We start from the raw sequence: 15,080 nt of genomic DNA, 5'->3' as shown, positions 1-15,080 counted from the left end.
CCATCCTCGGAACCCGCACCGACACAGGAGGACTCATGCCCACTTTCGGAAGCCGCCTGCAGGACGCGATGGGGCAGCTCGGTCCGCTGTGCGCCGGCATCGATCCGCACCCGGGGCTGCTGGAGTCCTGGGGGCTGACCGACGACGTGGCCGGTCTGGCGAAGTTCACCGAGCTCTGCGTCGACGCGTTCATCGGCACGGTCGCGCTGGTCAAGCCGCAGGTGGCGTTCTTCGAGGCCTACGGGTCCGGCGGGCTGGCGGTGCTCGAGCGTGCCATCGCGGATCTGCGCGGTGCGGGCACCCTGGTGCTGGCCGACGCCAAGCGCGGCGACATCGGCTCCACCATGGACGCCTACGCCCGGGCCTGGCTCGGCGACGGCCCGCTCGGCAGCGACTCGGTGACGGTCTCGCCGTATCTCGGATTCGGTTCCCTGGCACCGGCGTTGGAGCTGGCCGAGCGCAACGGCCGGGGGCTGTTCGTGCTGGCCGCCACGTCCAATCCGGAAGGGGCGCAGGTGCAGCGGGCGCGGGACGCGGACGGGCGCACCGTCGCCCAGGGGATCGTCGAGGAGTGTGCCCGGCGCAACGCCGGGCACGAATTCGGTTCGGTCGGCATCGTTCTCGGTGCGACGCTGACCGAACCTCTGGACGTGTCCGGGCTCGGCGGCCCGATCCTGATGCCCGGCGTGGGCGCGCAGGGCGGCGGTGCGGAGTCGATCCGCGCGCTGGTCCCGGAATCGGCGTTGCGCCTGGTCGTGCCCAATGCCTCGCGCGAGGTACTGACCGCCGGGCCGACGGTGGAGGCGCTGCGGGCCAAGGTGGGCGCGCTGCAGGAGGATTTCGCCTTCCTGCGCGCCTAGGCCGCGCCGCGATACGCCCGTAAAACGCCTCCGACGGCGCTCAGAAGCCCTTCTGAGCGCCGTCGGAGTCTGTGTGCCTAGAGCCGGAAGACGCGGCCGCCGGAGCCCCATCCGGCCGAGGACCAGTTCGGGCCGAAGCAAGCCACGGTCCCGGCCTGGCCGACCGGCAAATCCTTGCGGACCGTGTAGGGGCCGATCGCGAACGGGCTCAGGTTGTAGCCGAAGCAGTCGACCTCGAGCCGGTAGGTGCCCGTGCCGCCCTGGCAGTTGCCGTTGTAGGCGAAGCCCGCGTTCATCGACCCTTCGCAGCCGTCCGGGCCGGGTGCCGCGGCGGCGGTGCCGGAGGCGACACCGGTCAGCGCGAGGGCGACGACGGGTGCGGCCAGACACAGGGAGAGGGTTCTTGCGGTAATGCGCACGGCGGATTCCAATCGTTGGATGAACCTATGACCTTGCGATGTGCACCGGTTCCCGCGGTCCGTGCGTTACAACCCCGTGGACATGTGTTCGATCCGACACGCGAGAAAAAGCGGCGACACGCGGAAAAATTCGAGAAACTTCCTGGTCGCGCACGTGACGGTTTGCTACGCAGCGGAAACCCGGTGCCGCAACTATTCCGCTAACCCATTCCGTCATCGAAAAGTGCCTGGTACCAACACATTTCGGGGCCCGCCCAACAAGATCGCCAGCGTAACCGGGGCGTCGTTCGCATCCACGCGCGCACACCCTTACGACATCGGCGAATCATGCGCTGACCTGGGGGGTGGGTTCGCAATCGCGGGCCGACGTGGGTACGGTCGCTGAGACTGCCGGGTTACTGGCAGGGTTGATGCAATAAACGATGAGACGGAGGAACCGTGGCCCTTCCCCAGCTGACTGACGAGCAGCGCGCCGCTGCTTTGGAGAAGGCGGCTGCCGCTCGCCGCGCTCGGGCGGAGCTCAAGGAGCGCTTGAAGCGCGGTGGCACCGACCTGAAGAGCGTCCTCAAGGATGCCGAGACCGATGAGATTCTCGGCAAGATGAAGGTGTCGGCTCTGCTCGAGGCCCTGCCGAAGGTTGGCAAGGTCAAGGCTGCCGAGATCATGAGCGAGCTGGAGATCGCCCCCACGCGGCGTCTGCGTGGGCTGGGCGACCGGCAGCGCAAGGCGCTGCTGACGCGATTCGACTTCGACGCCTCCTGATTACCAGGGTGATCGAACACACGCGGAAGGGTCGACTGGTTGTACTGGTCGGCCCCTCGGCCGTCGGCAAGTCCACGGTCGTGCGGTGCGTGCGGGAACGTCTGCCGCAACTGGTCTTCAGTGTGTCCGCGACTACCCGGGCCCCCCGGCCCGGGGAAGTCGACGGCCGCGATTACCGGTTCGTGTCCCGAGTCGAGTTCGACGCCATGATCGAGGCGGGCGAACTGCTCGAATGGGCGGACATCCATGGCGGGTTGCAGCGCTCGGGCACCCCGGCGGCCCCGGTTCGGGAGGCCATGACAGCGGGTTTGCCCGTGCTCGTCGAGGTCGATCTCGAGGGCGCGCGGTCGGTGCGAGCGGCGATCCCCGAAGCCACCCTGGTGTTTCTGGCCCCGCCGAGCTGGGATGAACTGGTCTCCCGGCTGGTGTCGCGCGGCACCGAGACGCCAGAGGTGATCGAACGCCGGCTGGCCACGGCCCGGACCGAGATGGCGGCCTGTGACGAGTTCGACATCGTCATCGTGAACGACGAGGTGACCAGCGCCTGTGAGCAGTTGGTATCCTTGTTCGTTAGCACAAATTCGATGTAGGCGCAGCGCGCCTGCCAACACCCACTTCCCAGGAGCCTCCTAAGTGAGCGACACCAAGACCGTGCCCGCGTACGACACCCCGATCGGCCTGACCAACCCGCCGATCGACGAGCTGCTCGAGCGCACGTCGTCCAAGTACGCCCTGGTCATCTACGCGGCCAAGCGCGCGCGCCAGATCAACGACTACTACAACCAGCTCGGCGACGGCATCCTCGAGTACGTCGGCCCGCTGGTCGAGCCCGGCCTGCAGGAGAAGCCCCTCTCGGTCGCGATGCGCGAGATCCACTCCGATCTGCTCGAGCACTCCGAAGGCGAATAGGCTCTAGCAGAGTTCGTGTCCGTTGAGCAGGCAGCCGGAGGGGCAGTGACCATACGCATCGTCGTCGGAGTCGGCGGCGGGATCGCCGCGTACAAGGCGTGCGCGCTGGTCCGGCGATTCACCGAGACCGGGCATCAGGTCCGGGTCATCCCCACCGCTTCGGCGCTGGAGTTCGTCGGCAAGGCGACCTTCGAGGCGCTGTCCGGGAACCCGGTGCACACCGACGTGTTCACCGATGTGCCCGAGGTGCCGCACGTGCGGCTGGGCCAGGAGGCGGATCTGGTGGTCATCGCTCCGGCCACCGCCGACCTGATGGCTCGTGCCGCGCAGGGCCGCGCCGACGACCTGCTCACCGCCACCCTGCTGACGGCGCGCTGCCCGGTGCTGTTCGCACCCGCGATGCACACCGAGATGTGGGAGCACCCCGCCACGCAGGCCAATGTCGAGACGCTGCGCAAGCACGGCGCGATCGTCATGGAGCCCGCGCACGGGCGGCTCACCGGCGCCGACACGGGTGCCGGGCGGCTACCCGAACCCGAGGAGATCTTCGCCCTGGCCTCGCTGCTGCAGGAACGCGCCGACGCCATCCCGCGTGATCTCGAAGGCCGCCGCGTGGTCATCACCGCGGGCGGCACCCGGGAACCGCTGGATCCGGTGCGCTTCCTCGGCAACCGCAGCTCCGGCAAGCAGGGCTACGCGCTCGCGCGGGTGGCCGCACAGCGCGGCGCCCAGGTGACGCTGATCGCGGGCAACACCATCGAGATGGCCGCGCCCGCGGCGGTCGACCTGGTGCACGTCACCACCGCCGAGCAGCTCAAGACGGCCGTCGACAAGCACGCCGTCGGCGCGGACGCGGTGATCATGGCGGCGGCGGTGGCCGATTTCCGGCCCACCAGCGTGGCCGCGGCCAAGATCAAGAAGGGCGCCGGCGAGCCCGACGTCATCAACCTCACCAAGACCGAAGACATCCTGGCCGGTCTGGTGCAGGCCCGCCGCGACGGTCAGCTGACCGACACCGCGATCGTCGGCTTCGCCGCCGAAACCGGTGACGAGCACGGCGACGTGCTCACCCACGCGCGCGCCAAACTGGCGCGCAAGGGCTGCGATCTACTCGTGGTCAACGCTGTCGGCGAGGGCAAGGCGTTCGAGGTGGATACCAACGACGGCTGGCTGCTCGGCGCCGACGGCACAGAACAGGCTCTCGACCATGGATCCAAGGCGCTGCTGGCGAGCCGGGTGCTGGATGCCCTCGGCCCGCTGCTGCGGAAGTAGGCCCGGATGATGTCGAGATACCAGCGATGTCGATGTTGCGCATGTCAATGTCGTTCACACGCTGAGAATTAACGATCTGTGGCCGAGCCCGGCGCGATCGATACGAACGCAGCAAATGCTGCGCCGGAGACGACGGTTCGCCGAATAGTCTCCTGACAGCGATCCGACCTGGGTCGTCGTGTCGATGGTTTGGAATAGTCTGAGAAGGGTTGTGATGGTGCGGTCTCCGCACGATCGAGCCGACCCGAATACGACCCGTTGAGGGAGAGGGAAGAACTGTGCCCACGTCTGGCAGCCGCCTATTCACCAGTGAGTCCGTGACCGAGGGTCACCCGGACAAGATCTGTGACGCGATCAGCGATTCCATCCTCGACGCGCTGCTCGCGGCCGACCCGCGCAGCCGGGTTGCCGTGGAAACGCTCGTCACCACCGGCCAGGTGCACGTCGCCGGTGAAGTCACCACCTCGGCCTACGCCGATATTCCGACGATCGTCCGCGAGAAGGTTCTCGAGATCGGATACGACTCGTCGGCAAAGGGTTTCGACGGCGCCTCGTGCGGCGTGAACGTCGCCATCGGCGCGCAGTCGCCGGATATCGCGCAGGGCGTGGACACCTCGCACGAGGCTCGCGTCGGCGGCGAGGACGACGCCATCGCCCGGCAGGGCGCCGGCGACCAGGGCCTGATGTTCGGTTACGCCACCACCGAGACCCCGGAGCTCATGCCGCTGCCGATCTCGCTGGCGCACAAGCTCTCGCGCCGGCTGACCGAGGTGCGCAAGTCCGGCGTGCTGCCGTACCTGCGGCCCGACGGCAAGACCCAGGTCACCATCGAGTACGACGGCGACATCCCGGTGCGCCTGGACACGGTCGTCGTGTCCACCCAGCACGCCGCCGACATCGACCTGGACAACCTGCTCGCGCCCGACATCCGGGAGAAGGTCGTCGATTCGGTGCTGGCCGAGCTGAACCTGCCGAACCCACTCGATGTCGCCGACGTGCGCCTGCTGGTCAACCCGACCGGCAAGTTCGTGCTCGGCGGCCCGATGGGTGACGCCGGCCTGACCGGTCGCAAGATCATCGTCGACACCTACGGCGGCATGGCCCGCCACGGTGGCGGCGCGTTCTCCGGCAAGGATCCGTCGAAGGTGGACCGTTCGGCCGCCTACGCCATGCGCTGGGTCGCCAAGAACGTCGTCGCGGCGGGTCTGTCCGAGCGCGTCGAGGTCCAGGTCGCCTACGCCATCGGCAAGGCGGCCCCGGTGGGTCTGTTCGTGGAGACCTTCGGCACCGAGAAGATCGACCCGACCAAGATCTCCGCGGCCATCAGCGAGGTCTTCGACCTGCGTCCGGGCGCGATCATCCGGGATCTGGACCTGCTGCGGCCGATCTACGCGCCGACCGCCGCCTACGGTCACTTCGGCCGCACCGACGTCGATCTCCCCTGGGAGCGGACCGACCGGGCGGACAAGCTCCGCGCCGCCGCCGGGCTCTAACCCACCGGCCGCGTGGTCGACATCGCGGATACGACACCGACAACAGCGGGACACCCGATCGCCCGGGTGCTCCCGCTGTTGTCGCCTGCCCACCTCGACCGCGATTTCGACTACCTGGTCCCGCCGGAGTTCGACGAGATCGCCCGCCCCGGCGTCCGGGTGCGCGTCCGCTTCGCCGGCCGCCTCGTCGACGGCTACCTGCTCGAGCGCCTCGAAAAAAGCGACCACGCGGGCAAACTCGTCAAACTCGAACGCGTCGTCTCCCCGGAACAAGTCCTCACCCCCGAAATCCGCGACCTCGCCACCGCCGTAGCCGCCCGCTACGCCGGCACCCGCGCCGACGTCCTCCGCCTGGCCATCCCACCTCGCCACGCGGGCGCGGAAACCGGAAAACCGAGGTCCGCCAAGAAGTCCGCCAAATCGGCGAAGGTCTCGGCCGCCACCCCGATCGATCTGGACGAACCGGAAGCGGATTCGCCCGAACCGCCCCGGCCCTCCGCCGACGGCGCGACGGGCCCACCCACACCGAATGACGCCGCCCAGCCCTCGGTTTCACCCCCCGCCGCAGACTCCGGCTCTGCGGATGTTCCTTCGTCTGAGGCGTACCCGACGTCGAGCACCGACGTGCCCGACCCGGTACTCGGTGCGAGTGATCCCGCTGCGTCCGAAGCGCGTGCGACAGAACAGGCTGGGGCGCAATCGATGGGTGTGGCGGGAGCTGGTTCCGGTCCGGCGTCGGCGCCCAGTGCTGCGGCCGACGATTCGGCTGCCGAGGTCGGCGGATCCGAGTTGGCGAGCGATGTGACAGGTCGCGGCTCGGAGCGGGCCGGGGAAGGTGGGGTCGAGGGGTTCGCGGAGGGGGCGTGGGGGCGGTATGTGCATGGGGGAGCGTTTGTTTCGGCGTTGGGGCAGGGGAAGGGGGTGCGGGCGGGTTGGCAGGCGTTGCCGGGGGAGGATTGGGCGGCGCGGCTGGCGGAGTTGGCGGCGACTGTGGTGGCGGCTGGGCGGAGTGCGGTGCTGCTGGTGCCGGATCAGCGGGATCTGGATCGGCTGCTGACGGAATGTGTTCGGCTGGTGGGGGATTCGGCGGTCGGGTTGTCGGCAGGGTTGGGGCCTTCGGCGCGGTACCGGCGGTGGCTGTCGGTGTTGCGGGGGAGTGCGCGGATCGTGGTGGGGACGCGGGCGGCGGTGTTCGCGCCCGCGAAAGACCTCGGGCTGATCGCCATCTGGGATGACGGCGACGACACCTACGCCGAACCGCGCGCGCCGTATCCGCACGCGCGGGAGGTGGCGATGCTGCGGGCGCACGAGACGGGGGCGGCGTTCGTGGCCGCGGGATTCGCGCGGACCGCGGAGATCCAGGCGGTGGTCGACTCGGGCTGGGCCCACGACCTGGTCGCCGACCGGGAGGTGCTGCGCCAGGCGACGCCGCGCATCAGCGCCCCGGGCGACAGCGACTGGGCACTCGAGCGGGACCCGATCGCCAACGCCATCCGCATCCCGGGCATCGCCTTCGCGGCCGCGCGGGCGGCACTCAAAGAGGGCGCGGCGGTGCTGGTGCAGGTGCCTCGCCGCGGGTACGTCCCGGCGCTGTCCTGCGCCAAGTGCCGCACCCCCGCCCGCTGCCGGCATTGCAACGGACCCTTGGCATTACCGCAGGGGCCGCGCGCGGACGAGGCGCACAGTCCGAGCTGCCGCTGGTGCGGCATCGTCGAAGCCGCCTACCGCTGCCCGGCCTGCGCCTCGCGAGCCCTGCGCGCGGTCGTGATCGGCGCGGTGCGCACCGCCGAGGAACTCGGCCGGGCGTTCCCGGGCGTTCCGATCAAGGGTTCCGGCGGCGGCATGGTGCTGGACACGGTCGAGCCGGGCCCCCAGGTGGTCGTCGCGACGGTCGGTGCGGAACCGCTGGTGCGCGGTGGTTACGCGGTGGCGCTGCTGCTCGACGGCTGGGCCCTGCTGGGCCGCGCCGACCTGCGCACCGCGGAGGACGCCCTGCGCCGCTGGATGTCAGCCGCCGCCCTGGTCCGGGCACGCGGCCAGGTCATCGTGATGGCCGAGCCTTCGGTCCCCACCGTGCAGGCGCTGATCCGCTGGGATCCGATCTGGCATGCCCGCGCCGAGGTGGAGGCCCGGGCGGAAGTCGGCTTCCCGCCCGCCGTTCGCCTCGCCGCCATCGACGGCACCTCCGAGTCGATCGCCGAATTGCTGTCCACCGCAGAGCTTCCCGGCGACGTCGAAGTGCTGGGTCCGGTCCCGCTGCCCCCCGGCGCCCGCAAGCCCTTCTCCAGCGGCGACGATCCGGCCGAAGTCGAACGCATGCTGCTGCGCGTGCACCGGCGCGCCGGTGCGGCGCTGGCGAAGTCCCTCACCGCCGCCCAGGCCGTCCGCAGTACGCACCGTTCGGACGCGCCGTTGCGGGTTCAGATCGACCCCATCGACATCGGCTGACGGCCCACGCGTGTGTCCGACACGCGCTGTTCGTCCGCTTTGTCGCGTGTCGCGTAATCCCTTGTCTGCCAACAGTTCTCGGTGGCGAAGACGGGTAGAGTGACGACAGCCTCTCATCCAGGGACGCTGCGGCAGCCGGTCCACGCCGCAACGTGCCGAGAAGGGAGGTGGTGGGGAATGGCGAAGCATCGCCGGGCAAAGAGCAAGGCACCGGTCGATTACGGCATCTTCTTAGCAGGTACTGCCGTAATCGCCGGTGCGCTCTTGCTGGTCCGCTGGTTGCGGGCTAGGTAACCCACCAGGCGGGGGCGTCGTTGCAGCGGCGCCCCTGCCGCCCAGCATCACTAGGTGACCTTCGCATTCTACCGGCTGGGCTCGGAAGCGCACAGCCTGCGGCGGAGGCCGGGCCGGAACGTGACGATGGAGCGCGGCAACGCGTACCGTGGACTGTATTTCCACACGTCGTGGACGCGATCGGGGGCGATGCGGCATGGCTGATTCCGGAGTTCCGGTACTCACAGGGGCAGGGTGTGACCCGCGGTGACCGGGCCGCACACGAGTCGATAGACCGCGAGCCCACCACCGACCCGCCGGCAGGAAACCGCCCGGTACCCTCCGGCCATCAACTCGTGCACGACCGCACACAGATCGCGATGCAGCGCGACGGTGGCGGCCCCGCCGCGATACTCCCACTCGTCGGGGATGGCGAGCAGCATCGAGTCGTAGCCGACCCGGTGATCGCGGACGGGCACCCCGAGCGCGAGGCCGGGCGGCGGTTCCGGCCAGTGCCGCTGGGGCGCGTCCAGATCCCAGCGGGCGACGACGCGGTGCGTCGGGAAGCCGCGGTCGCGCCCGGTGTCCTCGACCCCGTACATGTTGTCGATGAACTCGTAGCCGCAGGCGCCGATGACGTCGAGGTAGAAGTGCGCGTTGGCGGCGCGCAGCGGATCGTAGGCCCAGTAGATACGTTGCAGCCCACGGCGTATCGCGATGGCGCGCACCTGCTGCATGAGGGTGCGGCCGATCCCGGAGTTCTGGCAGTCGGGCCGCACGACGAGCAGTTCCATGTAGTGGTAGGCGCGTTGGGCGTCGAGGTGCCCGATCGGGGCCCGGCCCGGGAAACCGTAGCTGAACCCGACCAATTCCCCGTCCAGGTGGGCTCCGACAGCAATTCCGCCGTTACGCACCAGCGACACGAGCAGCCGCGGACTGGGCGCGGGATCGGTGGTACACAGCCGAAAGACCTGGCGATAGAGGGCGATTGGGTCGCGCATGGTGTCGGCGCTGGTCAATTCGCTGACCAGTACCTGCCGGACTACCGTGGTCACCCCCTCACCGTACCCACCTTGCCCGGCAATGGGCCAGCCCCAACGGCTTCCAGTTTCCAGGGCGTGACCAACGGCCAAACTGTCGGCAATACCGTGACATTCGACGTGCTGATTCGCGGCGGCACGGTCTTCGACGGCACCGGCGGCCCCGGCTACCGCGCCGATATCGGCATCGCGGGCGGCCGTATCCGCGTTCTCGGCGACCTGGCCGGGGTGCGAGCCGCGACCGAGGTCGACGCGACCAGTCGTTATGTCCTGCCGGGCTTCATCGACGCGCACGTGCACGGCGAGAGCGCGGTGCTCGACCCAGCGGTGCAGCTGGCGAGCCTGCGCCAAGGGGTGACGACCTTCGTCCTGGGCCAGGACGGGCTGTCCTTCGCGCCGGCCACCCCGGCGGCATTGCGCTGGGTGGCACGCTATTTCGCCGCTGTCAACGGCCCTGTCCCGCCGGCGCTCACCTGTTCGGACGCCGGCGTGACGGTCGCGGAGCTACTGTCGTGCTATCACCACACCACGGCCGTGAACACCGCGTACCTGGTTCCCCACGGCACGGTCCGCTACAGCGTGATGGGCGGCTCGCCGCTCGCACCGGACGCCGGTCAGCTCGCCGCGATGGTCGCGCTGGTCGAGCAGGGCCTGGAGCAGGGCGCGGTCGGCGTCTCCTCCGGATTAGGTTACCTGCCAGGCAGATTCGCCGACGCCGAGGAGCTGGGCGCACTCTGTGCCCCGGCGGCCCGGCGCGGGCTGCCCTATGTGACGCACATGCGCACCTACGGCGACGCCGCCGACAAGGGCATGTCGGAGGCGTGCGCGATCGGCCGGATCAGCGGCGCGGCCGTGCACATCTCGCACTATCACGGCCCCGGGGAGATGCTGGCGGGGCTGGTCGACACCGCCCGCGCCGCCGGTCAAGATGTCACCTTCGACACCTATCCGTATCTCCGAGGATGCAGCATTCTCGCCAAAATGCTGCCGGAGTGGCTCGCGACCGCCGACCTGGACGGCACCCTGGACGCCCTGTCGGACCGGTCGGTCCGGGAGTTGCTGGACACTCGCTTCGACGAGAGCCGCTGGCACGGCTGCATTCTCGCGCACGTGCCCGGCCGCTACCACTGGGCGGAGGGACTGCCGCTGGACATCGCCGCCCGCTGGGCCGGCCGCCGCCCGGCCGCGTTCTGCGCCGACCTGCTCATCGACGCCGAACTCGACGTCGGGATCGTCTTCGACTACCCCGAACGCGCCCTGGAGGATTCGGTGCGCTGCCTGCTCCGCCACGAAGCCCACATGGGCGGCTCGGACGGCATCTACCTGGGCGGTCGCCCGCATCCCCGCGGGTACGGCGCGTTCGCGCGAATGCTGGCGCGGCACTGCCGCGAACTCGGCGACTGGACCTGGGCGCAGGCCGCCGTGCACCTGGCCGCGCGGCCCGCGCGCCGATTCCGGCTCACCGACCGGGGCGTGCTGGCCCGGGGCAAGGCCGCCGACCTGGTCGTCCTCGATCCGCGCACCGTCCGCGACCGCGCCGGTTACGCGGCACCGCGCGAGCCCGCCGCCGGCATCGACGATGTCGTGGTCGGCGGCGTGCCGGTGCTCACCGGCGGCCGCCGGACCGGGCGACTACCGGGCACGGTGTTGTCCGCGTGCTGAAACGTCAACGACGGGAACGCGTTTCGGATACCGTTACCCGCAAGTCCCGCCCGGTCGAGGGGGAAACCCACGCCGGGCGCCCGCGAGGAAGGACTTGACGTGGCAACCACCGGGCGGCCGCTCACCGTCGGCGAGCGGATCGAGATCCGGCGGCGCAGGCTCGGGCTTTCTCGCCGGGTCGTGGCGCAGTTGGCCGGTCGCAGCGAGGAATGGCTGCGGCAGATCGAGCGTGGGCATCGCGAGCTCGACAGCATCGCCGCCCTCTACCGGATGGCCGAGGTGCTGCACCTGGACGATCCGACGGCGCTGCTCGGGCACCCGACCTCGAGCCGCTCGGCCGCCCGCGACATCGCCCCGGTGCTGACGCCGCTCAATCACGCGATCATGGATCACCCGACGGCGCGCGCGTTCGGCGCGGAGGCCGCCGGGCCGCCGCCACCGCCGGCGCAGGTGCGGGCCGCGCTCGAGCAGTGCTGGCAGGCCTGGCTCGGCGCGCCGGATCGCTACTCCCGGCTCACCACGCAGCTGCCGCAGGTGATGCGCTCGGCGCGGTCGCTGCGCGCGGCGACCCGCACCACTGCGAGCGGGTCCGCCCACGATGCCGGAGTGCTGCTGGCCGAGTCCTATCACCTGGCGCGGTTCCTGCTGACCCGCGTCGGCGACTATCACCTGGCCTGGCTGGTGGCGGACCGCCCGGTCGGCATCTTCGCCGACGCCAAGCAGCCGATTCCGGTCGCGGTGAGCGCCTGGCACGTCGCCGCGGCCCTGAACAATCTCGGCTATCACGCCGAATGCCGCGACTACGCCCTCGCCGCGGCCCGCCGGCTGACGCCGGTGCGCGCGGGCCAGTCGGTGCTCGGCGCGCTGCAACTGATCGCCGCCTACGGCGCGGCAGGCATGGGCGACGCGATCGGCAGCCAGGATCTCGTCACGGCCGCGCGCACTACCGCGTCCGGCCTGGACGCGGCCACACCCGAGCGGCGCGACGTCTGGTTCGGCGTAGCGGAGGTGGCCATCGCCGAGATCGACATCGCGGTCCGGCTCGGCCGCCTGGGCGACGCGGTGCGCTGCGCCGCCCAGGTGGAACTGGCCGACACCGCCTCGATCGAGCAGCGCGTGCGCTACTACACCACCATCGCCCACGTCTACGCGCTGCTCGGGGACGACACCGCCGCGGTGCTCGCGCTGCAACGCGCCTGTCAGGCGTGCCCGGAGGACATCCGCTACGACTGGCTGGTGCATCGCACGCTGCAACGCCTGGCCCGCCGCGACCATCATCTGGTGCGACGGGAATTGGCCGCGCTGCTCACCGTCGCCGGACTGGCCTGAACGAATCCAAATCCATTTGGGCCGGATTCTCCCGCTCGAGTTGGATCCGAGCGAATGCCCGGCGCGACACCGTGTTCCGGTGCGGAAATGGCCGCCCGCCGGGGTGGCCTGTCGACCTCGCGAGCGAACTTATGGTCGGTTGACCAGCCACGCGAAGGACGGATCGACCATGACCACACCGCTCACCAATCAGCCCGCCGAGCCGCGCCGCCCCGTGCGCGGATCCGGCCCGGCGCCACTCGCCGCACCGATCCTGGGCGTCCCGGCTCAGCCGCGCCCGGACCGGCTCGAATGGCCGTGCCGGCTCGACGCCCGGCACCGCTACCTGCTCGGCCACCTCAGCGCGGGACAGCCGGTGCTGTCGCCCGCCGTGTCGCTGGCGCTGTGGCACGCCGCCGCCCGGGAACTCTCGGGCACCGACCGAATCGCCCTGTACGGCATCCGATTCCGTCGATCGCTGACACTGTCGGGGCTCGGCGGCGGCGTCGCCTTCCGGATCGTCGCCCAGGCCGAGCAGCACGCCTGGCGGTTGACCACTGTCGGCCCGGACGACAGCGTGCTCGCCCACACCCGCGCCGAGGACCCGCCGCCCGGCGATCGTCCGCCCGAACTCGCGGCGGCCCGGGCCCGGTGCACCCGGTGGCAAGCCGGTGGCCGGTTCTACAACCAGCACTATCTGACCGGCAACCAGTGGGTCGGCGAGTTCCGGCGGATCGCCGAGATGTGGTTCGGCCCCGGGGAAACCGTGGCCCGGATCCGCGGCGGCGCCGACCCGCACGCGGCGCTGCCCGCCCTGGACGCCTGCCTCCAGACGGTGTTCACCCTGCTGCCCACCGCCGCCGACGGCCCGATGCTGCTCACGACCATCGACCGGGTCCGGTTCCACACCGCCCGGCCGGATCCACGCTGGTGCGTGACGCGTGCGGTGCGCAACGACGACGCGGGATTCGCCGGCGACATCACGGTCTACGACGAAAACGGCACGGCCATCGTGGAATTGACCGGGGTGCGGGTGGGACCGCTGCGGGCGCGCCGCGCCGCGCCGCCTCCGGCGCGCGAGAAGCCGCTGCGCGCCTTGCCGTTCCATCCCCGCGGTGGTCTGCCCAGCCGCGAGGCCGGTCTGCTGCCCGCGCGGAGCACACCGCCCCGGCCCGCCGGCGCCGAGTACCGAACCGCCTGGCAGGCGGTCGAACTCCGGACCGAGGCCCGGGACGAGCCCGGCCGGGTGGTGATCCGGCAGAGCGGCACCGACCTGGACGCGGCCGTGATCGCGGCGCTGCGCAACGCGGGCTATCGCGTCTTCCCGGTCGCGCCGCACGCCGGGGCCGCCGAGATCAGTGCCGATCTCGGCCCGGATCCCGCCGTGCACACCGTGCTCAATCTGGCCGCGCTGGGTTCGCGCACGCACGCGCACTCCTCGGCCCGTGAGGTCTTGTCGACCTCGGTCGGTCTGTGCGCGGGCGTGCTCGCGACCGCCCGCGCCACCCCGGCGGCGGTGCCCACCATTCTGGTGACGCGCGGCGCCCAGGCCGCCGGCCTCGACCCGCGCTGCGCCGCCCCCTGGCAGGCGGCGCTGTGGGGGTACGGGCCGGTGCTGGGCCGGGAGCAGCAGCGCGAGGTGATCCTGGTCGACCTGCCCGAGACCGGTGCGACCCGGGCCGACGAGGCTGCCCGGCTGACCGCGGTGGCCCGAGCCGCGCACTCCGAAGCTCGGCTCGCGCTGCGCCGGAACCGCTGGTGGGCACCGCGTCTGGTGCCACTGGACGATGTCTACCGGGCCGACCCGGAGACGCTCTGCGGCGGCATCCGGTCGGGGGTGACCTATCTGATCACCGGCGGCTTGGCCGGGCCGGGCGAGCAGTGCGCGCGCTGGCTCGTCGAACGCGGCGCCCGATCGCTGCTGGTGCTCGGGGCCGGGGCAGGCGAAGCCGAGTTGCCGGAGTTCTTGCGCATGCCCGGTCTGGTGGTGGAGCAGCATGCCGCCGACGTCGCCGACGAGCACGCCGTCGCCCGGATCCTGCATCTCGCCGAACGCCGGTCGCGGCCGCTCGCCGGGGTGGTGCACGCCGCCGCGGCGGGCGGACCGGCCGGCGCCGAACCCTCGCCCGCGGAACTGGAACGCGCGTTGCGAGCGCAGGTGGCCGGCGGCTGGGCGCTGCACCGGTTGCTGTCGGCCCGCCCGCTGGATTTCTTCGTGCTGCTCGCCCCGGTCGCGACGGATCCGGCGCGGCATCCCGGCGCCGACGCCGCCGCCAACGCCTTCCTCGACGCGCTGGCCGAGCACCGCCGCGCGACGGGACTGCCTGCCGCCGTGGTGAATTGGAGCCCCAACGGGCATCCCACCCCCGCGCCGCCCACCGGGACGCTGGCGGCGCTGGAGCACTATCTGCTGCAGCAGATCGGCCGCATGCTCGGCGCGGCGGCCGACACCTTCGACCGGCACAGCCCGCTGATCGGGCTGGGGCTGAACTCGCTGCACGCGGTCGATCTGTGCCACCGGCTGCGCCAGGACCACGGCCTGGACCTGAGCCTGTCGGATCTGCTGGACGCGGCCAGCGTCGCCGAACTCGCCGTGCGGCTCGTCACGGGCGCGTTCGGCGGCGCGGCCTGAGC

12 protein-coding genes are annotated in these 15,080 nt (G+C 71.0%); 10 read left to right on the top strand and 2 right to left on the bottom strand.

The window, feature by feature from the left end; genetic code table 11:
• Positions 1-35: 35 nt before the first annotated feature.
• Entirely contained in the window at positions 36-860 is an 825-nt protein-coding gene (pyrF, locus tag AB0I43_RS19915; protein ID WP_356978168.1) for an orotidine-5'-phosphate decarboxylase, read from the top strand.
• 77 nt (positions 861-937) lie between these two features.
• Here the strand turns inward: pyrF and AB0I43_RS19910 are convergent, their stop codons facing one another.
• Positions 938-1,279: a hypothetical protein gene (locus tag AB0I43_RS19910; RefSeq protein ID WP_356978166.1), complete on the bottom strand. Its 342-nt coding sequence runs from the start codon at positions 1,277-1,279 to the stop codon at positions 938-940.
• A 438-nt stretch (positions 1,280-1,717) separates the two neighbouring features.
• Between AB0I43_RS19910 and mihF the strand changes: the two genes are divergently transcribed.
• The 6 genes from mihF to AB0I43_RS19880 all read left to right on the top strand — a co-directional run bounded on the left by mihF (position 1,718) and on the right by AB0I43_RS19880 (position 8,163).
• Complete coding sequence (gene mihF / locus AB0I43_RS19905) at positions 1,718-2,041, top strand: integration host factor, actinobacterial type (protein ID WP_194813993.1); 324 nt, start codon at positions 1,718-1,720, stop codon at positions 2,039-2,041.
• Between the two features lie 8 nt (positions 2,042-2,049).
• The gene (gmk, locus tag AB0I43_RS19900; protein ID WP_356978164.1) at positions 2,050-2,631 is read left to right on the top strand and encodes a guanylate kinase; all 582 of its coding nucleotides are present in this window, start codon (positions 2,050-2,052) and stop codon (positions 2,629-2,631) included.
• A 43-nt stretch (positions 2,632-2,674) separates the two neighbouring features.
• Positions 2,675-2,950, top strand: a complete 276-nt coding sequence (gene rpoZ / locus AB0I43_RS19895; protein WP_356978162.1) for a DNA-directed RNA polymerase subunit omega — start codon at positions 2,675-2,677, stop codon at positions 2,948-2,950.
• 51 nt (positions 2,951-3,001) lie between these two features.
• Entirely contained in the window at positions 3,002-4,222 is a 1,221-nt protein-coding gene (gene coaBC, locus AB0I43_RS19890; protein ID WP_356978259.1) for a bifunctional phosphopantothenoylcysteine decarboxylase/phosphopantothenate--cysteine ligase CoaBC, read from the top strand.
• A gap of 278 nt (positions 4,223-4,500) precedes the next feature.
• Positions 4,501-5,715: a methionine adenosyltransferase gene (gene metK, locus AB0I43_RS19885; RefSeq protein ID WP_356978160.1), complete on the top strand. Its 1,215-nt coding sequence runs from the start codon at positions 4,501-4,503 to the stop codon at positions 5,713-5,715.
• Between the two features lie 66 nt (positions 5,716-5,781).
• On the top strand, positions 5,782-8,163 hold the full coding sequence (locus tag AB0I43_RS19880) for a primosomal protein N' (protein WP_357432498.1): 2,382 nt from the start codon (positions 5,782-5,784) through the stop codon (positions 8,161-8,163).
• A 515-nt stretch (positions 8,164-8,678) separates the two neighbouring features.
• Here AB0I43_RS19880 and AB0I43_RS19875 read toward each other — a convergent pair.
• Positions 8,679-9,491: a GNAT family N-acetyltransferase gene (locus tag AB0I43_RS19875; RefSeq protein WP_356978158.1), complete on the bottom strand. Its 813-nt coding sequence runs from the start codon at positions 9,489-9,491 to the stop codon at positions 8,679-8,681.
• A 63-nt stretch (positions 9,492-9,554) separates the two neighbouring features.
• Here AB0I43_RS19875 and AB0I43_RS19870 point away from each other — a divergent pair, with 63 nt between their 5' ends.
• From AB0I43_RS19870 to AB0I43_RS19860, 3 genes are all read left to right on the top strand, one after another.
• Positions 9,555-11,138, top strand: a complete 1,584-nt coding sequence (locus AB0I43_RS19870; RefSeq protein ID WP_356978156.1) for an amidohydrolase family protein — start codon at positions 9,555-9,557, stop codon at positions 11,136-11,138.
• A gap of 99 nt (positions 11,139-11,237) precedes the next feature.
• Entirely contained in the window at positions 11,238-12,467 is a 1,230-nt protein-coding gene (locus AB0I43_RS19865; protein WP_356978154.1) for a helix-turn-helix domain-containing protein, read from the top strand.
• A 169-nt stretch (positions 12,468-12,636) separates the two neighbouring features.
• A complete protein-coding gene (locus AB0I43_RS19860; RefSeq protein WP_356978152.1) occupies positions 12,637-15,078 on the top strand; it encodes a KR domain-containing protein in 2,442 nt (813 codons plus the stop codon).
• Positions 15,079-15,080: the final 2 nt, after the last annotated feature.

This window comes from Nocardia sp. NPDC050435 (assembly GCF_040655395.1).
Classification (GTDB): domain Bacteria; phylum Actinomycetota; class Actinomycetes; order Mycobacteriales; family Mycobacteriaceae; genus Nocardia.
Note: the sequence above shows the minus strand (reverse complement) of the source record. Positions and strands in the feature narration are given on the sequence as shown.

What these genes read in the sequence shown, in the direction of transcription:
- pyrF (WP_356978168.1), top strand. Translation starts at nt 36, where the DNA reads ATGCCCACTTTCGGAAGCCGCCTGCAGGACGCGATGGGGCAGCTCGGT.
- AB0I43_RS19860 (WP_356978152.1), top strand. Translation starts at nt 12,637, where the DNA reads ATGACCACACCGCTCACCAATCAGCCCGCCGAGCCGCGCCGCCCCGTG.